The organism is Streptomyces durocortorensis (assembly GCF_016901035.1).
Taxonomy (GTDB): Bacteria; Actinomycetota; Actinomycetes; order Streptomycetales; family Streptomycetaceae; genus Streptomyces; species Streptomyces durocortorensis.
In genome coordinates this window covers 18343-44345 of sequence record NZ_JAFEUF010000001.1, presented here as the reverse complement: position 1 = coordinate 44345, position 26003 = coordinate 18343, and the positions used below count along the sequence as shown (strand labels likewise).

General features: G+C 70.3%; 22 protein-coding genes and 1 pseudogene. 12 read left to right on the top strand and 11 right to left on the bottom strand.

Translation table 11 applies throughout. The annotated features are described in order from the left end of the window. Positions 1 to 115 precede the first annotated feature (115 nt). Complete coding sequence (locus JS521_RS00165; protein ID WP_205080674.1) at positions 116 to 2359, bottom strand: transglycosylase domain-containing protein; 2244 nt, start codon at positions 2357 to 2359, stop codon at positions 116 to 118. Between the two features lie 673 nt (positions 2360 to 3032). Between JS521_RS00165 and JS521_RS00160 the strand changes: the two genes are divergently transcribed. Further along, positions 3033 to 3383 (top strand): WhiB family transcriptional regulator, encoded by a 351-nt coding sequence (locus JS521_RS00160; protein ID WP_205080673.1) that lies wholly within the window; start codon positions 3033 to 3035, stop codon positions 3381 to 3383. A gap of 40 nt (positions 3384 to 3423) precedes the next feature. On the opposite strand, the gene bagB is transcribed toward JS521_RS00160, so the two are convergent. Together bagB and bagA are read right to left on the bottom strand one after the other, a co-directional pair. Beyond that, positions 3424 to 4851, bottom strand: a complete 1428-nt coding sequence (gene bagB / locus JS521_RS00155) for an ATPase BagB (RefSeq protein ID WP_205080672.1) — start codon at positions 4849 to 4851, stop codon at positions 3424 to 3426. Next, a complete protein-coding gene (gene bagA / locus JS521_RS00150) occupies positions 4848 to 5822 on the bottom strand; it encodes an ATPase BagA (protein ID WP_205080671.1) in 975 nt (324 codons plus the stop codon). Before bagA ends, bagB begins: the two co-directional genes overlap by 4 nt. A gap of 72 nt (positions 5823 to 5894) precedes the next feature. Here bagA and sp36 point away from each other — a divergent pair, with 72 nt between their 5' ends. From sp36 to JS521_RS00130, 4 genes are all read left to right on the top strand, one after another. Next, a complete protein-coding gene (gene sp36, locus JS521_RS00145) occupies positions 5895 to 6053 on the top strand; it encodes a Sp36 family protein (RefSeq protein ID WP_003967454.1) in 159 nt (52 codons plus the stop codon). Then, positions 6053 to 6523, top strand: a complete 471-nt coding sequence (locus JS521_RS00140) for a RidA family protein (protein ID WP_205080670.1) — start codon at positions 6053 to 6055, stop codon at positions 6521 to 6523. Before sp36 ends, JS521_RS00140 begins: the two co-directional genes overlap by 1 nt. Positions 6524 to 6731: 208 nt before the next feature. Beyond that, positions 6732 to 7628, top strand: a complete 897-nt coding sequence (locus JS521_RS00135) for an NUDIX hydrolase (protein ID WP_205080669.1) — start codon at positions 6732 to 6734, stop codon at positions 7626 to 7628. Further along, a complete protein-coding gene (locus tag JS521_RS00130) occupies positions 7625 to 8461 on the top strand; it encodes an MBL fold metallo-hydrolase (RefSeq protein WP_205080668.1) in 837 nt (278 codons plus the stop codon). The genes JS521_RS00135 and JS521_RS00130 overlap by 4 nt, the downstream gene beginning before the upstream one ends. 41 nt (positions 8462 to 8502) lie before the next feature. On the opposite strand, the gene JS521_RS00125 is transcribed toward JS521_RS00130, so the two are convergent. Continuing rightward, on the bottom strand, positions 8503 to 9177 hold the full coding sequence (locus JS521_RS00125; protein WP_003967450.1) for a Crp/Fnr family transcriptional regulator: 675 nt from the start codon (positions 9175 to 9177) through the stop codon (positions 8503 to 8505). Positions 9178 to 9673: 496 nt separating this feature from the next. On the opposite strand from JS521_RS00125, the gene nth reads away from it, so the two are divergent. The 3 genes from nth (at position 9674) to JS521_RS00110 (ending at position 12647) form a co-directional block, all read left to right on the top strand. Next, positions 9674 to 10420 (top strand): endonuclease III, encoded by a 747-nt coding sequence (gene nth, locus JS521_RS00120; protein ID WP_205080732.1) that lies wholly within the window; start codon positions 9674 to 9676, stop codon positions 10418 to 10420. Between the two features lie 168 nt (positions 10421 to 10588). Beyond that, positions 10589 to 11350 (top strand): NUDIX hydrolase, encoded by a 762-nt coding sequence (locus JS521_RS00115; protein ID WP_205080667.1) that lies wholly within the window; start codon positions 10589 to 10591, stop codon positions 11348 to 11350. Between the two features lie 91 nt (positions 11351 to 11441). Further along, on the top strand, positions 11442 to 12647 hold the full coding sequence (locus JS521_RS00110; RefSeq protein WP_205080666.1) for a MarP family serine protease: 1206 nt from the start codon (positions 11442 to 11444) through the stop codon (positions 12645 to 12647). A 74-nt stretch (positions 12648 to 12721) separates the two neighbouring features. Here JS521_RS00110 and JS521_RS36280 read toward each other — a convergent pair whose 3' ends face one another. The 5 genes from JS521_RS36280 to acs form a co-directional block, all read right to left on the bottom strand. Then, positions 12722 to 12925, bottom strand: a complete 204-nt coding sequence (locus JS521_RS36280; RefSeq protein ID WP_073775647.1) for a hypothetical protein — start codon at positions 12923 to 12925, stop codon at positions 12722 to 12724. A gap of 115 nt (positions 12926 to 13040) precedes the next feature. Continuing rightward, a complete protein-coding gene (locus JS521_RS00105) occupies positions 13041 to 14135 on the bottom strand; it encodes an alpha/beta fold hydrolase (protein ID WP_205080665.1) in 1095 nt (364 codons plus the stop codon). Then, complete coding sequence (locus JS521_RS00100; protein WP_205080664.1) at positions 14132 to 14671, bottom strand: phage holin family protein; 540 nt, start codon at positions 14669 to 14671, stop codon at positions 14132 to 14134. Before JS521_RS00100 ends, JS521_RS00105 begins: the two co-directional genes overlap by 4 nt. A 40-nt stretch (positions 14672 to 14711) precedes the next feature. After that, positions 14712 to 16124 carry a Na+/H+ antiporter NhaA gene (nhaA, locus tag JS521_RS00095; protein ID WP_205080663.1) on the bottom strand — a complete coding sequence of 471 codons (1413 nt, stop codon included), beginning with the start codon at positions 16122 to 16124 and terminating at the stop codon, positions 14712 to 14714. Between the two features lie 249 nt (positions 16125 to 16373). Continuing rightward, positions 16374 to 18374, bottom strand: coding sequence for an acetate--CoA ligase (acs, locus tag JS521_RS00090; RefSeq protein ID WP_205080662.1), 2001 nt, complete (start codon positions 18372 to 18374; stop codon positions 16374 to 16376). A gap of 367 nt (positions 18375 to 18741) precedes the next feature. Here acs and JS521_RS00085 point away from each other — a divergent pair, with 367 nt between their 5' ends. Next, on the top strand, positions 18742 to 20109 hold the full coding sequence (locus JS521_RS00085; protein WP_205080661.1) for a polysaccharide deacetylase family protein: 1368 nt from the start codon (positions 18742 to 18744) through the stop codon (positions 20107 to 20109). Positions 20110 to 20320: 211 nt separating this feature from the next. On the opposite strand, the gene JS521_RS00080 is transcribed toward JS521_RS00085, so the two are convergent. Then, positions 20321 to 21316 carry an ATP-binding protein gene (locus JS521_RS00080; RefSeq protein ID WP_205080660.1) on the bottom strand — a complete coding sequence of 332 codons (996 nt, stop codon included), beginning with the start codon at positions 21314 to 21316 and terminating at the stop codon, positions 20321 to 20323. A 102-nt stretch (positions 21317 to 21418) separates the two neighbouring features. Between JS521_RS00080 and JS521_RS00075 the strand changes: the two genes are divergently transcribed. Continuing rightward, entirely contained in the window at positions 21419 to 22243 is an 825-nt protein-coding gene (locus JS521_RS00075) for a Fic family protein (protein ID WP_205080659.1), read from the top strand. Between the two features lie 502 nt (positions 22244 to 22745). Here the strand turns inward: JS521_RS00075 and JS521_RS00070 are convergent. Continuing rightward, positions 22746 to 23591, bottom strand: coding sequence for an HAD family hydrolase (locus JS521_RS00070; protein WP_205080658.1), 846 nt, complete (start codon positions 23589 to 23591; stop codon positions 22746 to 22748). 565 nt (positions 23592 to 24156) lie between these two features. Between JS521_RS00070 and ssd the strand changes: the two genes are divergently transcribed. Both ssd and JS521_RS00060 read left to right on the top strand, forming a co-directional pair. Beyond that, positions 24157 to 25227, top strand: coding sequence for a septum site-determining protein Ssd (ssd, locus tag JS521_RS00065; protein ID WP_372448541.1), 1071 nt, complete (start codon positions 24157 to 24159; stop codon positions 25225 to 25227). Further along, a pseudogene (locus JS521_RS00060) lies at positions 25224 to 25946 on the top strand (TadA family conjugal transfer-associated ATPase); the annotation flags it as partial. The gene ssd and the pseudogene JS521_RS00060, both read left to right, overlap by 4 nt. Positions 25947 to 26003: the final 57 nt, after the last annotated feature.

Below are 26003 nucleotides of genomic sequence, written 5' to 3'. Positions count from 1 at the left end.
CCGCGGCGGCCCGCCCCGCGCCTCTTCTAACCACCACAAACCCGGGGGCGCCGCGCCCGCCCCCCCCCCCGGCGCGCCCCCCCCACCCTTCTCACGTTCTCACCGACCGTGGGGGTCAGGGGCCTTCGTTGCCGCCGCCCCGGCCGCCGCCCGGTCCGCCGATCACGCCCTCCGGGAGCTCGATGCCGGGGAACCGGTTGCCGTCGTCGCCGGGCTTGGCGTCCTCGTCACCGCGGTCGCGGTCACGGCCCCGGTCGCGGTCGCCCTTCTCCTTGTCCTCCTTCTCCTTGCCGCGAGGCACGGAGACGGGGTTGAACCCGGGAGTCTCGGACGCGTCCAGCGCTCCGGTCATCGCGATGCGCCAGATCGGGCCGGGGAGGCAGCCGCCGCAGACCTTGTCGTAATACTGGCCGCCGATGGTGACGTTGAACATCGAGCTCTTCTCGCCGATGTCGTCACCGACCCACACCGCGGTGGAGAGGTTCGGCGTGTACCCGACGAACCAGGCGTCCTTGCGGTCGTTGGTCGTACCGGTCTTGCCGGCGTTGTCCCGGTCGCTGAGTCCGGCCTGCGTACCGGTGCCGTCCTCCACGACGCCCTTGAGCATCTGGTTGATCGTGTCCGCGGTCTTCTCGCTCATCGCCCGCGAGCAGGACGACTTCGGCACGGGGAGCTGCTTGCCCTGCGGGTCCTTGATGGACTCGATGGCGATCGGCGTGCAGTACGTGCCCCGGTTGGCGAACGCGGCGTACGCGCCGGCCATGGAGAGCGGCGTGCTCACCTCGCCGCCGAGGGTGATCGAGGGGTACTCCCCGATCTTCTTGCCGTCACCGCGTTCGTAGCCGACCTTCTTTGCCAGCTCGACGGTCTCGCAGAGTCCTGCCTTCTGCTCCAGCAGCGCGAAGTAGGTGTTGATGGACTTGCCGAGCGCGCTCGTCATGTCCCAGGTGCCCTTCTCGGACTCCAGCTCGTTCTGCAGGGTCCAGTCGGCGAGACCTGCCGGGGAGCCGGAGCAGTTCCGGAAGTCCCGCTCCTTCAGCGTCATTTTCCAGTCCGTCGAGAACGACGTCGCCGGGCTGATGCCCTTCTCCAGCGCCGCGGCCGCGGTGAACGGCTTGAACGTGGAGCCGACCTGGAAGCCGTAGGTGCTGCCGCCCATCTTGTTGCTGACGGAGAGGTTCAGCACGGTCTCGTTCTGCTTCTGGTCGAGGCCGTACGGGCGGGACTGGCCCATGGAGAGGATCTTGCCGCTGCCCGGCTGGACCTGCACCACGGACGCCGCGAACTTGTCGTCCTTGTTGACCTTCGCGGTGGCGGCCTCGTTGGCCGCCTTCTGGGCGCGCGGGTCCAGGGTGGTCCGGATGGTCAGACCGCCGAGGTTCCAGAGCTTGGCACGGTCCTCGTCGGTCTTGCCGAAGGCGGGGTCGGTGAGGATCGTCTTGCGGACGTAGTCGCAGAAGAAGCCGGAGCCGCTGACGGCGGTGATGCAGCCGTTCTTCGGCCGGGACACCTTCAGCTTGATGGGCGTCTCCATGGCCTTGTCGGCCTCGGCCCGCGTGATGCTCTTGACCGCCGCCATCCGCGCCAGCACGGTGTTGCGGCGCTTGGTCGCTTCTTCCGTGTCGTTGACCGGGTCGTAGCGGCTCGGCGACTGGACGATGCCGGCGAGCAGCGCGGCCTCCTCCACCTTGAGGTCCTTGGCGCGCTTGGAGAAGTAGCGCTGGGACGCGGCCTCGATGCCGTAAGCCTGCTGCCCGAAGAACGTGATGTTGAGGTAGTTCTCCAGGATCTTCTTCTTGCCGAGCTCTTCCTCGACCTGGATCGCGTACTTCAGCTCGCGGACCTTGCGGCCGAGTGTCTGCTGCGTGGCCTCGGCGACCTTCTCCGGGTCGTCGCCCGCCTCCTCGACGAAGACGTTCTTCACGTACTGCTGGGTGAGGGTCGACGCGCCCTGCGCGGCCCCGCCCGCCTGTACGTTGCGGTTCATCGCGCGGAGGATGCCCTTGAGGTCGACCGCGCCGTGCTCGTAGAAGCGGGAGTCCTCGATCGCGATGATCGCGTCCTGCATGTACGGCGAGATGTCCTTGAGCGGGACGACCGTGCGGTCGCGCGAATACACCGTGGCGATGGTGCCGCCGTCGCGGTCCTGGATCGTGGTCCGCTGACTGAGCGGTGGAGTCTTGAGGTTGGAGGGGATCTCGTCGAATCCTTCGACCGTCCCCTTGGCGGCTAGCCCCAGCGCTCCGGCTGCGGGCAGCGCGATGCCTGCCAGGACAGCTCCGGAGAGCGCGGCGACACCGAGGAACTTGGCGGCCTGCTGGGTCGTGGTGAGACCCCCGCCCGAGCGCTTCTTTGGCATAGGGGGCAGCCTAATCCGTAGTGATGAACGTGTCGCAGGAGCAGGGGGCTCTCGGAGCGTTCGCGTACCAGACCGTGACATCCGGGCGGGCCGGCGGCAGTCACGACCACGGCCCCGCAGCGTGCGACCTCGCGCACTGGTGGGCCGCAGCGGGATCACGACCACGGCCCCGCAGCGTGCGACCACAACCACGGAATCAGGGCCACGACAGTGCGGCGCGGGCGCGCGCGGACGCGGGGCGCCTACGTTCCCATTCGCCGGACAGACGGGCAGGCCTTGGCCTAAGCTGCTCTCAACTGTCACAGCAGTCCGGTTCCGTATCAAGCCCCCTGCCGCCCCATGCGCATCTTCTGGTCATTCTTCACCCTGTCGATGCGCGACCGCATTGCCCTTCACGCACCCATCGAGGCGCTCCCGAAATCGCCCCGTATGTCGCGAGAAGTCCTTTGCAACTTGAGTGCACTGTCCGCTTTTAACGGCGATAGTCGCGTATGTCCTCGGCTCACTCCCCTGGGTGATCTGCCGGATACGCATAGTCCGTTCGGACCATTCAAGATTGGGCCCGAAGGGGGTGTTGTGCTGTCCCCACCTTCCGTAACGTCCTCAACTGGCAGCGGTGAATATGCCGCTACCGCCGTGGGGGAGCCTCGATTCGGGAGAGGACGGCGCCGGCATGGGCTGGGTAACCGACTGGAGTGCGCAGGCAGCCTGCCGCACTACCGATCCGGATGAACTGTTCGTACAAGGGGCAGCGCAGAACAGGGCCAAGGCGGTGTGCACCGGATGTCCGGTGCGGACCGAGTGCCTGGCCGATGCGCTGGACAATCGCGTCGAATTCGGCGTGTGGGGCGGAATGACGGAGCGGGAGCGCCGCGCACTGCTGCGCCGCCGGCCGACTGTCACGTCCTGGCGCCGATTGCTGGAGACCGCGCGCAGCGAATACGAGCGGTCCACCGGCATTCTGCCCGGAGTCATCGGGCTGGAGGACGAGGAACTGCACGAGAGGTACGCCGCCGTGGGCTAGCGGGCCAGCGAGCTAGTGGCTCAGCGGTCAGCGGCAGTGGCTACGCCGCTCCGGCAGGGGCAGGGGCGGAGCCGTCCGCAAGGCGGTCGCCGATGGCCCGGAGGCCGTTCAGGTCGTGTACGTCGCCGGGCAGCGCCGACACGGCCGTCACCGGCACCTCCGGGTGGAGCGCGGTGAAGCGGTCACGGGTGTGGTGCTCGCGGGCGACGACCTGCATGCGCTCGGCGTGCAGGCGCAGGAGACCCGCCGTCAGCTCCTCGATGCTGATGACGTCGATCCCGTCGATTGCGTCGATGTTCTCGTGGGGCTGCTCGTTCTCCGTCGTGTCCTGGTGCTCGGCTGGGGTCTGCGGACCGGACGACTGCCCTGCCTCGGGGGAGAGGGGCGGCTCGGTCGTTCCGGAAGCGGTGACCGCCGGGTCGGGGGCTACCCGGTCACCAAGGCCAGCTTTCCCGGCCCTCTGATCCACAATGCGGGCGTCGTCAAGATTTTCTGCGGCGGTCAGTGCCTGCTCGGCGGAGAGCCGCGAAGCCTCGCTGTCGTGCACGCGGTTGAGGACCAGACCGGCCAAAGGCATGTCCTCGGCGGCCAGCCGTTCCACGAAGTAGGCGGCCTCGCGCAGCGCGTCCTGCTCCGGCGTCGCGACCACGAGGAAGGCCGTCCCGGGCGCCTGGAGCAGCTTGTACGTGGCGTCCGCGCGGCTGCGGAAGCCGCCGAACATGGTGTCCATCGCGGCGACGAACGTCTGGACGTCCCGCAGGAACTGACCCCCGAGCAGCTTGCCCAACGTGCCGCTCATCATCGACATGCCGACATTCAGGAACTTCATCCCGGCCCGGCCGCCCACCTTCGCCGGGGCCATCAGCAGCCGGATGAACTTCCCGTCGAGGAACGACCCGAGCCGCTTCGGCGCGTCCAGGAAGTCCAGCGCGGAGCGCGAGGGCGGGGTGTCGACGATGATCAGGTCCCACTCGTCGCGCGCCCGCAGCTGCCCGAGCTTCTCCATCGCCATGTACTCCTGCGTACCGGCGAACCCGGCCGACAGGGACTGGTAGAAGGGGTTCTCCAGGATCGCCTTCGCGCGTTCGGCGTCGGCGTGCGCCTCGACGGTCTCGTCGAAGGTCCGCTTCATGTCGAGCATCATGGCGTGCAGTTCGCCGTCGCCCGCGATGCCGTCGACCCGGCGGGGCACGTTGTCCAGCTGGTCGATGCCCATGGACTGGGCGAGCCGGCGGGCCGGGTCGATGGTGAGGACGACGACCTTCCGGCCGCGCTCGGCGGCCCGTACGCCGAGGGCCGCGGCGGTCGTGGTCTTGCCGACGCCACCGGAGCCGCAGCAGACGACGATCCGGATGCCCGGGTCGTCCAGCAGCGCGTCCGTGTCCAGCCCGCCTTCGGCGACGGCGTCCGGGTCGGGCCCGCCCTCGGCCACCGTGGCCGAATCCGTGCCGGCTGTGTCCGCGCTCATGCGTCCCCCTCTTCCCCCGCGCCCTGCTTACGGAGCTCCGTGGCCAGGTCGTGCAGCGCGGCGAGGTCCACCCCGTCGCCCATCAACGGCAGCTCCGCCGTCGGCAGGCCGAGACCTGCCAGCACCGCGCGCTGCTCCCGCTCCAGGCCGACCCGCTCCGCGTGCTCGGCCGCCTGCGCGACCAGGGGACGTACGAGAGCGGCGGAACCGGTCACTCCGGCCCGGGTCAGCGTCTTGGCGATCTCCTTGCGGCGGCCGCCCGCAGCGGTGCGCAGGGCGTCCTCGTCCAGCAGATGCGGGCGGACCATGTTCACGAAGACGCTGCCCACCGGCAGTTCGGCGGCACGCAGCTCGGCGATGCCGTCCGCGGTCTCCTGGACCGGCATCTCCTCCAGGAGGGTCACCAGGTGGACCGCGGTCTGCGGGGACTTCAGGACCCGCATCACGGCCTGGGCCTGGTTGTGTATCGGGCCGATCTTCGCCAGCCCGGCCACCTCGTCGTTGACGTTCAGGAAGCGGGTGATCCGGCCGGTCGGCGGGGCGTCCATGATCACGTGGTCGTAGACGAACCGGCCCTGCTTGTCCTTGCGGCGTACGGCTTCGCACGCCTTGCCGGTCAGCAGGACGTCCCGGACACCGGGCGCGATGGTGGTGGCGAAGTCGATCGCGCCGAGCTTCTTCAGGGCGCGGCCGGCGCTGCCCAGCTTGTAGAACATCTGGAGGTAGTCGAGGAGTGCGCGTTCGGCGTCGATCGCCAGCGCGTACACCTCGCCGCCGCCCGGCGCGACGGCGATCTTGCGCTCCTCGTAGGGGAGCGCGTCGGAACCGAAGAGCTGGGCGATGCCCTGCCTGCCCTCGACCTCGACGAGAAGGGTGCGCCTGCCCTCGGTCGCGAGGGCGAGCGCGAGGGCGGCGGCCACCGTGGTCTTACCGGTACCGCCCTTGCCGCTGACGACCTGGAACCTGCTCACGTATTCGAGCCTAACCAGTCCTGCCCCGGCCTACGCACGGGACCGTACGTGCCAGGCGTTACAGTCGGGCCCATGACCAAGTGGGAATACGCGACCGTGCCCCTTCTCGTGCACGCGACCAAGCAGATTCTGGACACCTGGGGCGAGGACGGCTGGGAGCTGGTCCAGGTCGTTCCCGGCCCGAACAACCCCGAGCAGCTCGTGGCCTACCTGAAGCGGGAGAAGGCGTAGTGGCGGGCGCTGTCGAGGCGCAGCTCGCCGAGCTCGGCCTGACCCTGCCCGCCGTCGTGCCGCCGCTGGCCTCGTACCAGCCGGCCGTGCAGTCCGGGGTGTACGTGTACACCTCGGGCCAGCTGCCGATGGTGGACGGCAAGCTCGCCGTCACCGGCAAGGTCGGTGCCGAGGTCACGCCGGACGAGGCGAAGGAGCTCGCGAAGACCTGCGCGCTCAACGCGCTCGCCGCCGTGAAGTCGGTCGCCGGTGACCTGGACCGGATCAAGCGCGTTGTGAAGGTCGTGGGCTTCGTCGCCTCGGCCTCCGACTTCACCGGCCAGCCCGCCGTGATCAACGGCGCCAGCGAGCTGCTGGGCGCGGTCCTCGGCGACAAGGGCGTGCACGCGCGCAGCGCCGTGGGCGTCGCCGTGCTGCCGCTGGACGCACCGGTCGAGGTCGAGGTCCAGGTGGAGCTCGTCGAGGGCTGAGGACTCCTTTCCGTACGTTTCCGCGTACTTCTCGTACGCATCCGATCCCGCCCGGTCCTCGTGACCGGGCGGGATCACGTGTGTACGGGTGCCGCGACGGCGGATCGCGTGTGTACGGGGCGTGGCGTGCGTGTACGGGGCATGTCGGGTCGCTGTGACGGCCAGGGAGCCTCTCGAACATCGGCGCGGTTCCGGATAGCCTCCGGCCATGTCCCAAGGTCAGTGGTACCCCCCGGAATGGCCCGACCGGATCCGGGCCCTCGCCGCCGGTGAGCTGACGGCCGTGACGCCCCGGCGGGCGGCCACGGTGATGCTGCTCCGCGACCGCGGGCCCCAGGCGCCGACGCCAGGACCCGTCGTGCACATGCTGCGCCGCCGTACGTCGATGGCGTTCGCCGGCGGCGCGTACGCCTATCCGGGGGGCGGAGTCGATCCGCGCGACGACGACCGGCTGATCGGGTGGGCCGGGCCCCCGTTGGAGCAGTGGGCCGACCGGCTCGGCGTGGCGACGGTCACCGAGGCGCAGGCCGTCGTCTGCGCGGCGGTGCGCGAGACGTTCGAGGAGGCGGGCGTCCTGCTCGCCGGGGAGACCGCGACGACCGTGGTCGGCGACACGACCGGGGACGACTGGGAGGCCGACCGGGAGGCGCTGGTCGCCCGGGACCTGTCCTTCGCGGAGTTCCTGGACCGGCGCGGCCTGGTGCTGCGCTCGGACCTGCTGGGCGCCTGGGCGCGCTGGATCACCCCGGAGTTCGAACCGCGCCGCTACGACACCTGGTTCTTCGTCGCCGCCCTCCCCGAGGGGCAGCGCACCCGGGACGTCTCCACCGAGGCCGACCGTACGGTGTGGATCGCCCCGGCGGAGGCCGCCCGCCGCTACGACGCGGGCGAGCTGCTGATGATGCCGCCCACCGTGACCACGCTGCGGGCCCTCGCGCCGTACAGGACGGCCGCCGAGGCCCTGGAGGCCGCCGACGTGCAGGACATGACCCCGGTCCTCGCGCAGGCCCGGCTGGAGGGCGACGAACTGGTGCTGACCTGGCCGGGACACGACGAGTTCACCAAACACGTGCCCACGGCGGGCGGGGGAGGCGGTGCCGCATGACCGACGCAGCCGCTCTGCCCGGACAGCCGCGCGGAACCGTGGTCTCCGGCCCCGCGACCGCCCGTACGGTCAACGTCCTCGCGCCCAACCCGTCCGCGATGACGCTCGACGGGACGAACACCTGGATCGTGGCCGAGCCGGACTCGGACCTCGCCGTCGTCATCGATCCCGGGCCGCTCGACGACGTACACCTGCGGGCCGTGATCGGGGCGGTGGAGCGGTCCGGGCGGCGCGTGGGCCTCACGCTGCTCACCCACGGGCACCCCGACCACGCGGAGGGCGCGGGCCGGTTCGCCGAGCTGACGGGGACGAAGGTACGGGCCCTGGACGTGGCGCTGCGGCTGGGCGACGAGGGCCTCGCGGCGGGTGACGTGATCACCACCGGCGGCCTGGAGCTGCGCGTGGTGCCGACGCCGGGGCACACCGCGGACTCGCTCTCGTTCCATCTGCCCGCCGACCGGGCGGTGCTGACGGGCGACACGATCCTGGGCCGCGGTACGACGGTGGTCGCGCACCCGGACGGGCGGCTCGGCGACTACCTGGACTCGCTGCGGCGGCTGCGGTCGCTGACGGTCGACGACGGCGTCCACACGGTGCTGCCGGGCCACGGGCCGGTGCTGGAGGACGCGCAGGGGGCGGTGGAGTTCTACCTGGCCCACCGCGCCAACCGGCTCGCCCAGGTGGAGACGGCGGTGGAGGCCGGGCACCGTACGCCGTCGGAGGTGGTGGCGAAGGTGTACGCCGAGGTGGACCGCTCCTTGTGGCCGGCCGCGGAGCTGTCGGTGCGGGCGCAGCTGGAATACCTGACGGAGCACGGCCTGATCCAGGGCTGAGGAGCCCTGGATCAGCGCCGGGAGGGAGCGGGTCGGGCGGCTCAGCGCGAGCGCTTCGCCAGCCGCTCGACGTCCAGCAGGATGACCGCGCGGGCCTCCAGGCGCAGCCAGCCGCGGCCCGCGAAGTCCGCGAGCGCCTTGTTGACCGTCTCGCGGGAGGCGCCGACCAACTGGGCCAGCTCCTCCTGGGTGAGGTCGTGCACGACGTGGATGCCTTCCTCGGACTGCACGCCGAAGCGGCGCGACAGGTCCAGGAGGGCGCGGGCGACACGGCCCGGCACATCGGAGAAGACCAGGTCGGACATCTGGTCGTTGGTCTTCCGCAGCCGCCGGGCGACCGCGCGCAGCAGCGCGGTGGCCACCTCGGGCCGGGCGTTCAGCCAGGGCTGCAGGTCGCCGTGGCCGAGGCCGAGGAGCTTGACCTCGGTCAGTGCGGAGGCGGTCGCCGTACGCGGGCCCGGGTCGAAGAGCGACAGCTCCCCGATCAGCTCGCCGGGGCCGAGCACGGCCAGCATGTTCTCGCGCCCGTCGGGCGAGGTGCGGTGGAGCTTCACCTTGCCCTCGGTGACCACGTACAGGCGGTCACCCTGGTCGCCCTCGTGGAACAGCGCGTCTCCGCGCGCGAGGGTCACCTCACTCATCGAGGCGCGGAGCTCCGCGGCCTGCTCGTCATCGAGCGCCGCGAAAAGCGGGGCGCGCCGCAGAACGTCGTCCACGAGTTCTCTCCTTGTCGGCCTGTCCAGGGAACCGTGGTCCCCATCATGCCGGACGGTAAAACAGTGCGATCAATCACAAACCAGTTTGACGCACGGGCGTGCCGGACCCTACGGCAGGGGGCCGATCGGGGGCGGATACGCCGTCACAGGGGTGGTTGTCGGTGCCTGGCCCTAGGCTGGCCGGGAGTCCAGAACGCAGGGGAGAGCGCAGGCCAAGGGGGCTGACGGGGCACTGAAGGGCAGCGATTCCGCTGTGGGCGAACAGCCCCGGCCGCGCCCGAAGATTGCCGCGAATGGCTCCCTCGGAGACGCGCACGGCTGCTCCCCCGGAGAGCCGGGGAAGCCGGTTGGGAAGTCGGCCAGGAGGTCCGCAGTGTCATCGTCAACGTCCGGTAAATCCGGTAAATCTGCCGAGCCCGGCAAAGCAGCCAAGGCGGCCAAGCCGGTCAAGGCGGCCACGGCGAGCAAGGCGCCGAAGGCAGAGTCCCACCTCGCGATGGTTCGCCGGGCGCGCCGGATCAACCGAGAGCTCGCCGAGGTCTATCCGTACGCCCACCCCGAGCTGGACTTCCGTAACCCCTTCGAGCTCCTGGTGGCCACGGTCCTCTCCGCCCAGACCACCGACCTGAGGGTCAACCAGACCACTCCCGCGCTCTTCGCCGCCTACCCCACTCCCGAGGACATGGCGGCGGCCGTGCCGGAGAAGATGGAGGAGATCCTCCGCCCGACCGGGTTCTTCCGGGCCAAGACCAAGTCGCTGCTCGGCCTCTCGGCCGCCCTGAGGGACGAGTTCGGCGGCGAGGTCCCGGGGCGTCTGGAGGACCTCGTGAAGCTGCCGGGCGTCGGCCGCAAGACCGCCAACGTCGTTCTCGGCAATGCTTTCGGAGTCCCGGGAATCACCGTCGACACGCACTTCGGGCGCCTGGTGCGGCGCTGGAAGTGGACGGACGAGGAGGACCCGGTGAAGGTCGAGGCGGTCGTCGCCGGGATCTTCCCGAAGAGCGAGTGGACGATGCTCTCGCACCGCGTCGTCTTCCACGGCCGCCGGATCTGCCACGCCCGCAAGCCCGCCTGCGGGGCCTGCCCGATCGCTCCGCTCTGCCCGTCGTACGGGGAGGGTGAGACCGACCCGGAGAAGGCCAGGAAGCTCCTGAAGTACGAGATGGGCGGCTATCCGGGCCAGCGGCTCAGCCCGCCCGCCGACTACCCGGGCAAGCCCGCGCCCGCGCTGGGGGCCGAGTGAGGCGTGTGAGGGGCCTCGGCCGAATCGGCCCGGACCGGCCCGGGAACGGCTCAACCCCCGGGCGGATTGATTCCTGAGGTTCACCCTCAGGGCGGATTCCTTCCCCAGGACGGAGCGGCTCGGAACGAAATGGCCGACGACACGCGTTGTGAATCGACGGGGGTGCCTATGACGCACACGCATACACACAGCACGGCGCAGGCCGGGAACGGCCCCGCCGGGAGCCCGCAGGGCCACGGCCCCGTCAGCCGTGTCCCCGGCATGGCCGTCGACGTCACCACCGACGGCCTGCCTGCCTGGCTCGACCCCGTCGTCGGTGCCGCGCGCACCGTCCGGCCGCAGCAGCTCAGCCGCTTCCTGCCGCCCGAGAGCGGGGCGGGCCGGCAGTCCGCCGTCCTGGTCCTGTTCGGCGAGGGGGAGCGCGGGCCCGAGCTGCTGCTCATGGAGCGCTCCGGGACGCTGCGCTCCCATGCCGGCCAGCCGTCCTTCCCCGGCGGCGCGCTGGACCCCGAGGACGGCGACCAGGCCACCACCGGCCCCCTGCGGGCGGCGCTGCGCGAGGCCGAGGAGGAGACCGGGCTCGACCCCCGGGGCGTCCAGCTCTTCGGCGTGCTGCCCCGGCTCTACATCCCGGTCAGCGGCTTCGTCGTGACGCCCGTGCTCGGCTGGTGGCGGGCGCCCAGCCCGGTCGGTGTGGTCGATCCGGCCGAGACGGCCCGGGTCTTCACCGTTCCCGTGGCGGATCTCACGGATCCCGCGAACCGGGCCACGGCTGTTCACCCGAGCGGGCACAGCGGCCCTGCATTCCTGGTCGAATCAGCCCTGGTCTGGGGTTTCACGGCCGGAGTGATCGACCGGATTGTGCACTACGCGGGATGGGAACGCCCCTGGGACAGGTCCAGACAGGTGCCGCTCGACTGGCGCGCATGACACGCTGGCTGTCCTGCTGCGCTGTTCCGGGCCCGGCCCGGACCCCGTCACCACCGACGGGCCAGGTGACGAAACTGCGAGGCTACAGACGGTGAACGTGCTGGACATCCTGCTGCTGCTGGCTGCCGTGTGGTTCGCGGTCATCGGCTATCGCCAGGGTTTCGTCGTCGGCATCCTGTCGGTGATCGGCTTCCTCGGGGGCGGCCTCGTCGCTGTCTACCTGCTGCCGGTGATCTGGGGCCGGGTGACCGAGGACGCCGAGGTCTCCACGGCGGTCGCCATCGGCGCGGTCGTCATCGTGATCATCTGTGCTTCTATCGGCCAGGCCTTCACCACCCACCTGGGCAACAAACTCCGCCGGTACATCACGTGGTCGCCCGCGCGCGCCCTGGACGCCACCGGCGGCGCCCTGGTCAACGTGGTGGCGATGCTGCTGGTGGCCTGGATGATCGGCCTGCTGCTGGCGGGCACCTCGCTCCCGACCCTCGGCAAGGAGGTCCGCACCTCCTCGGTGCTGCTCGGCGTCGACCGGGTGATGCCGAACCAGGCGCCCAGCTGGTTCCAGGACTTCTCCTCCGTCCTCGCGCAGAACGGCTTCCCGCAGGTCTTCAGCCCGTTCGCCAACGAGCCGATCACCGAGGTCAAGGCCCCGGACCCGGCCCTCGTGGGCAGCCCGGTCGCCGCCCGCGCCAAGCAGTCGATCGTCAAGGTCGTGGGGACGGCCCCGAGCTGCGGCAAGGTCCTCGAAGGGACCGGCTTCGTCTTCTCCGAGCGCCGGGTGATGACCAACGCCCACGTGGTCGGCGGCGTGGACGAGCCCACCGTCCAGATCGGCGGCGAGGGCCGGCTGTACGACGCGAAGGTCGTCCTCTACGACTGGCAGCGCGACATCGCGGTCCTGGACGTCCCCGATCTCCAGGCCAGGCCGCTGCAGTTCACCGGCCCGGACGACGACGCGGAGACCGGCGACAGCGCGATCGTCGCGGGCTTCCCGGAGAACGGCGCGTACGACGTGCGCTCGGCCCGCGTCCGCGCCCGCATCGACGCCGACGGCCCGGACATCTACCACCGGGGCACGGTGCGCCGCGATGTGTACTCGCTCTTCGCGACGGTGCGCCAGGGCAACTCGGGCGGCCCGCTGCTCACTCCGGACGGAAAGGTGTACGGAGTGGTGTTCGCGAAGTCGCTCGATGACCCGGACACCGGATACGCGCTGACGGCGGACGAGATCCGCGAGGACATCGAGATCGGCCGCGCCGCCAACCAGCAGGTCGACAGCCAGGGCTGCGCCCTCTGAACGCCTGAGGGGCCCCGGACATGCCTTAGGGGCCCCAGGGAGCTTCAAGAGCGCCCGGGGGCCTTCGGCGAGGGTCAGTTACGGGGGTGGCGGAGCCGTGCCGAGACCCAGCGGGCCCGACGGCGGAGGATGCGGGAAATCCCGAGACGGGAACGGTGAAGGTCATGCACTTGGTGCACCCGGCCGCGAGGGCCGCCCCCCTCATGAGTGCTCACACCGGCTGAGACGGTGGAGCGGCGGTTGCGTGCTTCGTCAGTGAAGTCGTGCGTCCAGCCCATACCCCGACGTCTGCCCGTGACCCAAGGTCGGTAATCGTGCGCGAGTCAGCCAATTGGCCTATGCGGCAGGCAATTGGCTGTTCGTCGGACACCTGTGCCCAGGCGGGGCCGGAGGCTACCGGTCCGGCTCGGGGTCCTTGAGCCAGTTGATGAGTTCGGTGGAGAAGCCGATCGGGTCCTCCTCGTGCGGGAAGTGCCCGACACCGTCGAAAAGTCGCCACCGGTAGGGCGCCTCGACGTACTGGCCGGACCCGGCCGAACTGCGGGTGCGGACCGCCGGATCGAGCGACCCGTGCAGGTGCAGTGTGGGCACCCGGACCGGGCGCTTCATCCGCCGGTTGAACTGGACCCCGTCCGGACGCGCCATCGACCGCACCATCCAGCGGTACGGCTCGATCGAGCAGTGGGCGGTCGAGGGGATGCTCATGGCCCGCCGGTAGACGTCCAGGGTCTCCTCGTCGGGGAACTCCGGGGTGCGGGGGCCCGCCCAGTCCTGGATGAGGCTCCCCACCAGCTCGGCGTCGTCCGCCAGGAGTTGACGCTCCGGCAGCCACGGGCGCTGGAAGCCCCAGACGTACGAACCGGCCCGCGACTGGGCGAAGTCCGACAGCATCGAGGACCGCCAGCGGCGCGGATGCGGCATCGAGGAGACGACGAGCCGGCGGACCAGCTTGGGCCGCATCACGGCGGCCGTCCAGGCGAGGTACCCGCCGAGGTCGTGGCCGACCAGGGCCGCGTCGGGCTCACCGAGGGAGCGGATCACGCCGGTGACGTCGAGGGCCAGGTTGGCCGGGTCGTAACCGCGCGGGGTGCGGTCGCTGCCGCCCACCCCGCGCAGGTCCATCGCGACCGCCCGGAAGCCCGCGTCGGCGAGCGCGGTCATCTGGTGGCGCCAGGTCCACCAGAACTGCGGGAAGCCGTGCAGCAGGAGCACCAGCGGCCCGTCGCCCAGCTCCGCGATGTGGAAGCGCGCACCGTTGGCCGCCACGTCGCGGTGGGCCCAGGGGCCGTCGAGCCGCACCGGCCCCCCGGCCCCGGTCCGGCCCATCGGGCCCGGGGCCTGGTCGGCCGGGGCTGCCCGGCCGGCCGGAGAAGCCTGGCCCGCAGGAGCTGCCTGATCGGCCGGGGACGCCTCGTCGGCCGGGGCGGCCGGGCCCCCGGGGGGCACCGGACCCGTCGGGCCGAACGCGCTGGAATGGGGAACGGTCATGTGGACGAGCGTGACACAGCGGCGGCCTGATCCTTACCGGTGCCGCTCTCGATGCCCTTCTTCGCCAGCGAACTGCCGGAGACGGCGGAGCGCTCGATGATCGCGGCGGCCTCGATCGACGGACGCGGGTGCGGCTTGGCGTTCTGCAGAACGGCGGCGGTCTGCTTGGCGGAGGCGATGGACTTCTCCGGCGGCTTGATCTTCTTGAACTTCCGCAGGCCGATGAACGCGATCAGAGCGGCCAGGAGGATGAACGCGCCGGCCACGATCAGGAAGGACCACGCCAGGCCCAGGCCCAGGTTGTGGATCCCGTACGCGGCCGCGAAGCTCAGCATCGGCATCGTGAACAGCAGCAGTACACCCGCGGCGATGAACGCCCCGCTGCCGATCGCCCCGCGCTTGACGTCCTGCCGCACCTCCGCCTTCGCCAGGGCGATCTCGTCGTGCACCAGCGCGGACATCTCGGCCGTCGCCGAGGCGACCAGCTGCCCGATGCTGCGGTCCGCACTGCCCGCGTAGTTGCCGGGGTCGCTCATCCCTGACTCCCTCTCCGTCTTCGACACATCCGATGTCAGATCATGCCGGACTGTTCGGCTTGTCGCTCGCTGCCCCCGCCCGCTCTTCCGCGAGACGGCGGTGTTCGGCCGCCTTGCGCTCCAGAATGGCGGCCATCCGCAGGTGATATTCCGGATCATCCTGCTCGTACACGTCCGGTACCCCGGATTCGTCCTCGTCCAGCTCCTCGGCCTCGTACAGCTCCTGGTACTTGCGTACCCGGAGTTTGAGCAGCACACAGGCGAGCAGGGCCGCGGTCAGTGAACCGAGCAGGACGGCGGCCTTGATCTCGTTGATCATCTCCGGATCGCCCTCGAAGGCGAGCTCGCCGATGAGTAGCGAGACGGTGAACCCGATGCCGGCGAGCGAGGCGAGCGCCAGGACATCCGCCCAGGCCAGGTCCTTGTTCAGCTCCGCCTTGGTGAAGCGGGCGGCGAGGTAGGTGCCGCCGAAGATGCCGACCGTCTTGCCGACGACGAGACCGAGGACGACGCCGAGCGTTTCGGGCCGGGTGAAGACGCCCGCCAGCGCCTCGCCGTTCAGCGCGACCCCGGCCGAGAACAGGGCGAACAGCGGGACGGCGATCCCGGCCGACAGCGGGCGGACCAGGTGCTCGATGTGCTCGCCGGGGGAGTGCTTCTCGCCCTCGCGACGGGTGCAGCGCAGCATCAGGCCCATGGCTACACCGGCGATGGTGGCGTGGATGCCGCTGTTGTACATCAGGCCCCAGATGACCAGGGCGAGCGGGACGTAGACGTACCAGCCGCGTACGTCGAAGCGGAGCAGGAGGTAGAAGACGGCCAGGCCGACGACGGCCCCGCCGAGGGCCAGGAAGTTCAGGTCCGAGGTGAAGAACACCGCGATGATCAGGATCGCGAAGAGGTCGTCGACGACGGCGAGGGTGAGCAGGAATGCGCGCAGTGCGGACGGCAGCGAGGTGCCGATCACCGCGAGGACGGCGAGGGCGAAGGCGATGTCGGTCGCCGTGGGGACCGCCCAGCCGTCCGTCGAGCCGCCGCCGATGACGGTGGTGAGGAAGTAGACGAGGGCGGGCACGGCCATGCCGCACAGGGCCGCCACCACGGGGAGGGCCGCGGCCTTCGGGTCGCGGAGTTCGCCCGCGACCAGTTCGCGCTTCAGCTCCACACCGGCGACGAAGAAGAAGACGGCGAGCAGCCCGTCCGCCGCCCAGTGCGCCACGGAGAGGTCCAGGCCGAGGGCGCCGGGGCCGAAGTGGAAGTCGCTGACCTCCTCGTACGAGCCGCCGAAGGCGTTGGCCCAGACGAGTGCCGCGACCGCCGCCACCAGCAGCAGCACGCCGCCGACCGTCTCGGTACGGAGGGCCTCCGCCACGTAGTTCCGCTCGGGGAGCGAGAGCCTGCCGAGCAGCGAACGCTGAGGTGGCGTGGGTGTGGGCGGGTTGGGCGGTGCCACGAGAGAGACCTCCAGGTCGGGCGGTGTGCGGGCATGACTGATCACATGCCGACCAGACTTCCCGGCGCCCCTGTGGAGATTTTCTCTGAAGTTGTCCGAACGTGTCGGTGAAGCGCCCACCCTACCTGGGGCGTCCGGAGGTGTGATCGCACGAGGTGATCGTCGGTTCGTATGCCTGATGGGCACCCGGCGCGTCGCCGGATGCCCATCGGAGTCGTACCGCTGTATGTGTCTGTTTGGACGGAGCGGTCAGTCCTCGTCGGACGAGGAGGACGGCAGCTGGGTGGTGATCAGGTCCATCACCGAGGAGTCGGTCAGCGTCGTGACGTCGCCCAGCTCGCGGTTCTCGGCGACATCGCGCAGCAGCCGGCGCATGATCTTGCCGGACCGGGTCTTCGGCAGCTCGGCGACCGGCAGCACCCGCTTGGGCTTGGCGATCGGGCCGAGCGTCGCGCCGACGTGGTTGCGCAGCTCCGCGACCAGCTCGTCGGAGGCGGTCGCCGTACCGCGCAGGATCACGAACGCCACGATGGCCTGGCCGGTCGTCTCGTCGGCGGCGCCGACCACGGCTGCCTCGGCGACCGAGGGGTGGGAGACGAGGGCGGACTCGACCTCGGTGGTGGAGATGTTGTGCCCGGAGACGAGCATGACGTCGTCGACCCGGCCGAGCAGCCAGACGTCGCCGTCCTCGTCCTTCTTCGCGCCGTCGCCCGCGAAGTACTTGCCCTCGAAGCGCGACCAGTAGGTGTCGATGAAGCGCTGGTCGTCGCCCCAGATGGTGCGGAGCATGGAGGGCCACGGCTCGGTGAGGACGAGGTAGCCGCCCCCGCCGTTCGGCACCTCGTTGGCGTCGTCGTCGACCACGGTGGCGGAGATGCCCGGCAGTGCGCGCTGGGCGCTTCCCGGCTTCGTCTCCGTCACACCGGGCAGCGGCGAGATCATCATGGCGCCGGTCTCGGTCTGCCACCAGGTGTCCACGATGGGGCACTTGTCGGCGCCGATGTTCTTCCGGTACCACATCCACGCCTCGGGGTTGATCGGCTCACCGACCGAACCGAGGACCCGGAGACTGCTCAGGTCGAACTTCGCGGGGATGTCGTCGCCCCACTTCATGAACGTACGGATCGCCGTCGGGGCCGTGTAGAGGATCGTGACGCCGTACTTCTGCACGATCTCCCAGAACCGGCCCTGGTGCGGGGTGTCGGGCGTGCCCTCGTACATGACCTGCGTCGCGCCGTTGGCCAGCGGCCCGTAGACGATGTAGGAGTGGCCGGTCACCCAGCCGATGTCGGCGGTGCACCAGTAGACGTCGGACTCCGGCTTGAGGTCGAAGACCGCGCTGTGCGTGTACGAGGCCTGCGTGAGGTAGCCGCCGGAGGTGTGCAGGATGCCCTTCGGCTTACCCGTGGTGCCCGAGGTGTAGAGGATGAAGAGCGGCTGCTCCGCCTCGAAGGCCTCGGGGGTGTGCTCGGCGGACTGCCGGGCGGTGATCTCGTGCCACCAGACGTCGCGGCCCTCGGTCCAGGCGGTGTCCTGACCGGTACGGCGGACGACGAGGACGTGCTCGACGTTCTCGAAGCGGGAGACCGCGTCGTCGACGGCAGGCTTGAGCGCGGACGGCTTGCCGCGGCGGTAGCCGCCGTCGGCCGTGATGACGACCTTGGCGTCCGCGTCCTTGATACGGGCGGCGATGGCGTCGGCCGAGAAGCCGCCGAAGACCACGGAGTGCGCGGCGCCGATGCGGGCGCAGGCCAGCATCGCGACGGCGGCCTCGGGGATCATCGGCAGGTAGACGGCGACCCGGTCGCCCTTGCCGACGCCCAGTTCGGTCAGCGCGTTGGCGGCGCGGGAGACCTCGTCCTTCAGCTCCGCGTAGGTGATGGCCCGGCTGTCGCCCGGCTCGCCCTCGAAGTGGATGGCGACCCGGTCGCCGTTGCCCGCCTCGACGTGGCGGTCCACGCAGTTGTACGCGACGTTCAGCTTGCCGTCCGCGAACCACTTGGCGAAGGGCGGGTTGCTCCAGTCGAGGGTCTCGGTCGGCTCGGTGGCCCACGTCAGGCGGCGGGCCTGCTCGGCCCAGAAGCCCAGCCGGTCCGCCTCGGCCTGCTCGTACGCCTCTGCGGTGACGTTGGCGTTGGCGGCCAGCTCGGCAGGCGGAGCGAACTTCCGCTCTTCCCGAAGCAGGTTGGCCAGGCTCTCGTTGCTCACGACTTCTCCCAGTCCCAGGGTGTCCGTTGTGTCCCGGGGCATAGCTCATCAGGCGCGAGGCCGGGTGACAAGGGTCTGCCGGGAATTGGTTTAGACCTGTCTCTTCGTGTATGGAGCCATGATCCCGCTCCGCGGTCGAGGGCCGCCGAACGACGCGTGGCGCGCGGCATTTCCGGCCCCCCTGCGGGGTGCGCCGGGGGTGCGATGCGGAACGGGGTCATCTGGTTGCACGGGCGCGGGGCGCGTCCGGTTCAGGCCGGAGTCGTTCGGGCTAGTCGATAACTCTTATTGGTGAATAAGAAGCTTTTCATTCGGTATGTCGCTCTTCCCTGTCCGGGACCGCGTGCGAATTTGGCCGCGCCGTGTCGGCACTTCAACGCAAATAACCTGCAAGGAAGAGGGTGGGCGGATGATGGCCGCCACGAAGAGGATCGCCTTGGGCGTCATGACCACGGCCCTGGTCGCCGTTCTCGCGGGCTGTTCCGGATCCGGATCCGGAGGGTCTGCGTCCGGGGGTGCGGAGACCGACGCGGAGAAGGGCGCCCACGGTGCCAAGGAGAACCCGCCCGCCAACGCCCCGAAGAACGCGGTCAAGCTCATCGGGGACGGGTCCACCGCCTTCACCGGCGTCCAGCCGAACATGCCGGCCGTCGAACGTCTCGCGCCCGGCGAGAAGCCGCCCCAGTTCGTGGTGTTCTCCTGGGACGGCGCCGGGGAGGACAGCCAGAAGCTCTTCTCGCACTTCCGTGGCGTGGCCAAGAAGTACAACGCCAAGATGACGTACTTCCTGAGTGGTGTGTACCTGCTGCCGGAGGAGAAGAAGGACCTCTACAGCCCGCCCCAGCACGCTCCGGGCCGTTCCGACATCGGCTTCAACGACACCGAGGGCATCCGTGACACCCTCGCCGAGGTCCGCGCCGCCTGGAAGGACGGCAACGAGATCGGCACCCACTTCAACGGCCACTTCTGCGGCGCGGACGGCGGCGTCGGGACCTGGTCCGTCGATGAGTGGAAGAGCGAGATCAGCCAGGCGAAAGGTTTCGTCAAGGGCTGGAAGACCAACACCCCGGAGCTGAAGGGTGAGGCGCCGCTCCCCTTCGACTACGAGAAGGAACTGATCGGCGCCCGCACCCCCTGCCTCGAAGGCCAGAAGAACATGGTCGCCGCCGCCCGGACCATGGGCTTCCGCTACGACTCCAGCGGCGTGGGCAACCAGGTCTGGCCCCAGAAGAAGGGCGGGGTCTGGGACATTCCGCTCCAGCTCGTCCCGATGCCGGGCCGCGCCTTCGAGACCCTCTCGATGGACTACAACTTCATGGTCAACCAGTCCGGCACGGCCACCCAGGGAGACCCCTCCCAGCACGAGTTCTGGGGGAACCAGATGCGGGACGGCCTGCTCCAGGCCTTCGACCGCTCGTACAGCGGCAACCGGGCGCCCCTGATCATCGGCAACCACTTCGAGTCCTGGAACGGTGGCACCTACATGCGCGCCATCGAGGAGACCATCGCGAAGGTGTGCACCAAGGAAGGTGTGCGCTGCGTGTCCTTCCGGCAGCTTGTCGACTGGCTGGACGCGCAGGACCCGCAGACGCTGGCCAAGCTCACCACGCTCGGCGTCGGCGAGGCGCCCAAGACGGGCTGGTCCTCCTACCTGGGCAACCGGCCGGACGCCGCCCGGCCCGCGGACAAGCCCGCGGCCGCCGGCGCGGACAAGGCCGCCGACTCGGGTGCGGGCAAGGGAGACGCCGGTTCGGCTCCGGCCGGGGCAACTGGCTGAACCCAGACGGAACGACGACCGACCGAAACGCGGACTGACGGCGCCGTACCGCGCCGGATCGCGCAGTGCCGCACCGCACGGCATCGCACTGCATCGTGTCGCGCCGCATCGCACTGCATCGCGTCGTGCCGTGCCGTGCCGCATCGTTCGCCGACCACCGGAGAGGTGGCCGGCGAACGGCGGTTGGTGAACGGAGGGCCGGGTGATGTCGTCAGGCGGGGGCCGCGACGCCCGCTCCGGCGTGTCGCTCGTCGAGCACGAAGGCCGGGTCGACCTGGGCAGCCAGGTCGGCGCCGGTCTTCTCGTTGCCCCAGCTCTCGGCGTTCTTCAGGTGGAAGTGCACCATCTGGCGGGTGTAGCGCTCCCAGTCGCGCAGCGCGTACGAGTCCTCGGCGGTGTCCTGGAGCGTCTGCAGGGCCATCCGGTTGTCGGCCTCCAACAGCTCGAACCTGGACGGCCGCCCCTTCTCCATCGACCGCACCCAGTCGGAGTGGCCGATCCCGATCAGCAGGTCGTCGCCGACCTCCGCACGCAGGAAATCCAGGTCGTCCGGGCCCTGCACCTTGTTCCCGACGACCTTCAGGGCGACGCCGAAGTCGCGGGCGTACTCCTTGTACTGGCGATAGACCGACACCCCCTTGCGGGTCGGCTCCGCGACCAGGAACGTCATGTCGAAGCGGGTGAACATGCCCGACGCGAATGAGTCCGAGCCCGCCGTCATGTCGACCACGACGTACTCGTCGGGGCCGTCGACCAGGTGGTTCAGGCAGAGCTCCACCGCCCCGACCTTGGAGTGGTAGCAGGCGACCCCGAGGTCGGACTCCGTGAAGGGGCCCGTCGCCATCAGCCGGATGTCCCCGTCGTCGAGCCGAACCGTACGCGCGCAGGCATCGAAGATCGGGTTGTCTTCGCGGACCCGCAGCAGCCGGGAGCCCTCGCCGGGCGGAGTCGTCTTGATCATCGTCTCGGCGGAGGAGATACGGGGGTTGGCGCCCCGCAGGTAGTCCTTGATGAGGGGGAGGTGGGCGCCCATGGCGGGCAGCGCGGCGGCCTCCGCGTCGTCCAGCCCGAGGGCTGCCCCCAGGTGCTGGTTGATATCGGCGTCCACGGCGATGACGTGGGCTTCGTTGGCGGCGAGGTGGCGGATGAAGAGCGAGGACAGCGTGGTCTTACCGCTGCCGCCCTTCCCGACGAAAGCGATCTTCATGTTCACCTAGGGTAGTGCTTCCCTTGCGCTGCGTTGTCATCGTTCGTGAAGATGGCCACTTGAGGGTGGCTCGGGTGGGGTGGGCGCGTAGCCTCGCTACTTATGAGTACGACTGCCTCAGACCCGCTTGCCGCGCTCGGATCCCTGCCCGGCGTGCCCGATGCCGTGGACTCCGTGCGCAAGGCCGTCGACCGGGTCTACGGTCACCGCGTCATGCGGCGCCGCAGCAACGAGGTCACGGCCGAAGCCGCACTGCGAGGCTCTCGCGGCTCGGCCGCGCTGGCCGGCGCCGACTGGAACCTCGAAGAGGTACGTCGGCGTACCGACTTCAGCGGGGAGGACGAGGCGCGCATGGTCGGTGCGGCGCTGCGACTCACCGCGGAAGCGGGGCAACTCCTTTCCATCTGGCGGCAGTCGCCGCTGCGGGTGCTGGCCCGATTGCATCTGGTGGCGGCCGGCGGGGCGACTCCCGACGACGCCGTGGGGCGTCCTCGGCTGGCCGGCGAAACCGTCGACGAGCCGCTGATCGAGGCACCGCTTCCCGGGGCCGAGGAGGTCGCCGGGCGGCTCGAAGGACTCTCACGGCTGATCATCGCGGGCGGCAGCGCCCCCGCCCTGGTCACTGCCGCCGTGGTGCACGGCGAGTTGCTGGCGCTGCGCCCGTTCGGCTCGCACAACGGTCTGGTGGCGCGGACGGCCGAGCGCATCGTGCTGATCGGCAGCGGGCTGGACCCGAAGTCGATCTGCCCGGCCGAGGTGGGGCACGCGGAACAGGGCCGGGCGGCCTATGTCGCGGCGTTCGAGGGCTACACGGCCGGAACCCCGGAGGGCATGGCCGCCTGGATCACCCACTGTGGGCGCTCGATCGAGCTGGGTGTGCGCGAGTCGACCGCGGTGTGCGAGGCGCTGCAGCGCGGCGCGGCCTGAGGGTCCGAGGATCCGAGGTGCTCCAGCGCGGCGCTACCTGAGGGCCCGAAGCGGGAGGCGTCGGAGCCTCGGAAGGGGTCGGCCGGGGGCGGGGCTTCCGGGCGGTCGAGGGGCGAGGGGCCCGGGTAGGGCGAAGGGCGATGGTTGCGGGCAAGGGGTGCGGCGGTACCGATGTGCGGTACCGCCGCTGGCACGTCCGCCCAGTTACCAAGCGTCCTCGTGAATTGCCCATCAGGTCGGGTACTTTGCCCGTCACCTGGTGCGGCTGGCCCGTATTCGACGGGTCGACGTCGCGTGGGTGCTCGACTTTCGTGCGCGGTCCGTGGGGCCGTCCTGCGTAACAGGTCATCCTCGCGGATGTCCTTGGTCTCGCGGGCCGTTATGTCCTTTGTACTCCAGGACCAGAGGAACGGAAACCCCTGGCCCCGCTTCTTTACTTTTAGGTTCAATCAAGGGCGAATCGGGCGAGGGTTGCCCCGGCCGTGCGGCGCCACGCTCCACCTCACCCGGGCAGGACGGCACCGGCGGTACGTCGACGGCTGGCGTACCAGACCAGCCCCGCGGTGACGGCCGCCGCGCCGACCGCGGCCGCCGCTACGAGAGCGGGGCGGGGCGGCATCGAGAAGGCGGGCAGTCGCTGCTTGAGTCGGACCGGGCGGTTGAAGACGAGAATCGGCCACTCGCGAAGGGTCGCTTCGCGGCGCAGCGCGCGGTCGGGGTTGACCGCGTGCGGGTGGCCGACCGACTCCAGCATCGGTACGTCGGTCGCCGAGTCGCTGTAGGCGTAGCAGCGCGAGAGGTCGTACCCCTCGGAGACCGCGAGCGCCCTCACGGCCTCGGCCTTGGTGGGGCCGTAGGCGTAGTACTCGATCTCTCCTGTGAAGCAGCCGTCGTCGCCGACGACCATGCGTGTGGCGACGACGCGGTCGGCGCCGAGCAGTTCGCCGATGGGTTCGACGACTTCGGCGCCCGAGGTCGAGACGATGACCACGTCGCGGCCCGCCGTGTGGTGTTCCTCGATGAGGGTGGCGGCCTCGTCGTAGATGATCGGGTCGATCAGGTCATGGAGGGTCTCGGCGACGATCTCCTTGACCTGCTGGACGTTCCAGCCCTTGCAGAGGGCGGAGAGGTAGGCACGCATCTTCTCCATCTGCTCGTGATCGGCGCCCCCTGCCATGAACACGAACTGGGTGTACGCGGTGCGCAGTACGGCGCGGCGGTTGATCAGCCCGCCTTGGTAGAAGGACTTGCTGAAGGTCAGCGTCGAAGACTTCGCAATGACCGTCTTGTCCAGGTCAAAGAAGGCTGCTGTGCGCGGCGAGAAGCAGTTTTCCACAACGCTGAGCATAGGGGCCCACCATTCGGCGTAAACTCCGGCGCGTGGGTTTGCCTGAGAAGGCCCTCGGGTACACCATGGAAGTCACGGATCGTTCGCGACCGTGCTAACCCGGTCCGACTCCTCCCCCCCCGAGTCGGCCGTGGGGACGACCCCCGCTCTCCCCCCCGGCGGGGGTCGTCGCATGTCCGGACGCATTTCAGGGGCGGAAACCACCTGAGCCTCCCATCTGGCCGGCATCGGCCTGGTCGTGTGAGCCGGGCCTCGTGCGACTCGTCTCGTCACAGTGTGTAGCCAAGGGGCTGCACTCCGGAAGTCGCTGGTTTGGGTTACGAAGTTATTCACAAGCCCGGGGTTGTCCACAGTTTTCCATCAAGATCCACATGTTTTTCCGCGGTGCTGCACGTTGATTCCACCCGCGAAGTCCGCGGGTGCCGGAATCGCGCATCTCGGAAACGCTCCGAGAACGCCGCGAACCGCACTGAAGGGGCAGTGAGAAGGGGGCGAGATCGTGGCTGGATCCCTCGCAGGAGAAGAGGCGGCGGTCGCCGACGGGCGGCGCGGAGGCCCGCTGATCGTGACGGAGGACATGGAGCTGCTCGACGACCTGCTGCGGCTGTGCGCTGCGGCCGGAGCCGAGCCGGAGGTTCATCACGGGCCGCCCGGACGTCGCGGCGGCTGGGAGCGGGCTCCGATGGTGCTGGTGGGCGACGACGCCGCCGCGCGGTGCCGGGGCGCCGCTCGCAGGAAGGGGGTGATGCTGGTCGGCCGGGACCAGGACGACCCGGACGTATGGCGGCGGGCGGTGGAGATCGGGGCCGAATACGTGCTGCGACTGCCCGATTCCGAGGGCTGGCTCGTCGATCAGATCGCCAACGCCGCCGAAGGCGTGGGACGGCCCGCGCTCACCGTCGGCGTGATGGGCGGCCGGGGCGGCTCCGGCGCGTCGACGCTGGCCTGCGCCCTCGCCGTGAGTGCGGCGAGGTCCGGTCGGCGGACGATGCTGATCGACGCCGATCCGCTGGGAGGCGGCATCGACGTCCTCCTCGGCGGCGAACGTGCCGAAGGCATGCGGTGGCCGGATTTCGCGCAATCGAAGGGTCGCCTCGGCGGCGGTGCCCTGGAGGACTCGCTGCCCGCGCTCCACGGGCTGCGGGTGCTGAGCTGGGGCCGCGACGACGAGGTGGTGATCCCACCGCAGGCCATGCGGGCGGTGCTCGCCGCCGCGCGCCGACTCGGTGGCGTGGTGGTCGTGGACCTTCCGCGCCGGGTCGACGAGGGAGTCGCCGAAGCTCTGGCCCAACTGGATCTCGGCCTGCTCGTGGTGCCGGGCGAACTGCGCGCGGTGGCGGCGGCCAAGCGCGTCGCGTCCACGGCCGGAATGGTGCTGGACGACCTGCGGGTGGTGCCCCGGGGGCCGTATGCGTCAGGACTGGACGGGCACTGGGTCGCCCGCGCCATCGGTCTTCCGCTCGTCGGTGAACTCCCTATGGAGTCAGGCCTTCTGGACTCCCAGGACGATGGCACGCCGCCCGGAGGAAGCGCCCGGGGCCCGCTGGCCCGGTTCTGTTCGGCCTTCTGGGAACAGGTGGCGGCGGCCGGTGACACCAGCCCCCTGACCGGCCCGCCCGGGGGAGGGACGGCATGACGGACGAACTGCTCGACGCCGTACGCCAGCGGCTGGCACGCAGCGGCGCCGCTCCCACCCCGGCCGGAGTGGCCGCCGCTCTGCGGGCCCAGGGGCGGCTGTTGGGAGATGCCGAGGTCCTCGGAGCAGCAGCGGAGCTGCGCGGCGAACTCGTCGGCACGGGCGTGCTGGAGCCGTTGCTCGCCGATCCGGACGTGACCGACGTACTGGTGTCCGCACCGGACCGGGTGTGGGTGGACCGGGGCGGCGGGCTCCAACTGACGGGCGTCACCTTCCCGGACGCGGCAGCGGTCCGGAGGCTCGCCCAGCGGCTCGCCGCGGTGGCCGGCAGGAGGCTCGACGACGCACGGCCCTGGGTCGACGCGCGACTGCCCGACGGCACACGGATGCACGCCGTGCTACCCCCGGTGGCCGTCGGTTCGACCTGCCTCTCCCTGCGCGTGGTGCGGCCCCGGGCCTTCTCGCTCGCGGAGCTGGTGGACGCGGGCACGGTTCCGCCGGGAGGAGACCGGATCCTGCGGGCCCTCGTGGAAGCGCGGATCTCCTACGTGATCAGCGGCGGTACGGGGGCAGGCAAGACGACACTCCTCGCCAGTCTGCTGGGCGCGGTCGGCGCGAACGAGCGGATCGTGCTCGCCGAGGACTCCGCCGAACTGCGGCCGGATCACCCTCATGTGGTCCGCCTGGAATCCCGGCCGGCCAACCAGGAGGGCGCGGGTTAGATCAAGAGCTCATGGATGTCTCAGCGTCTCAGCGGTACGCCAGGGGTCGCTGTT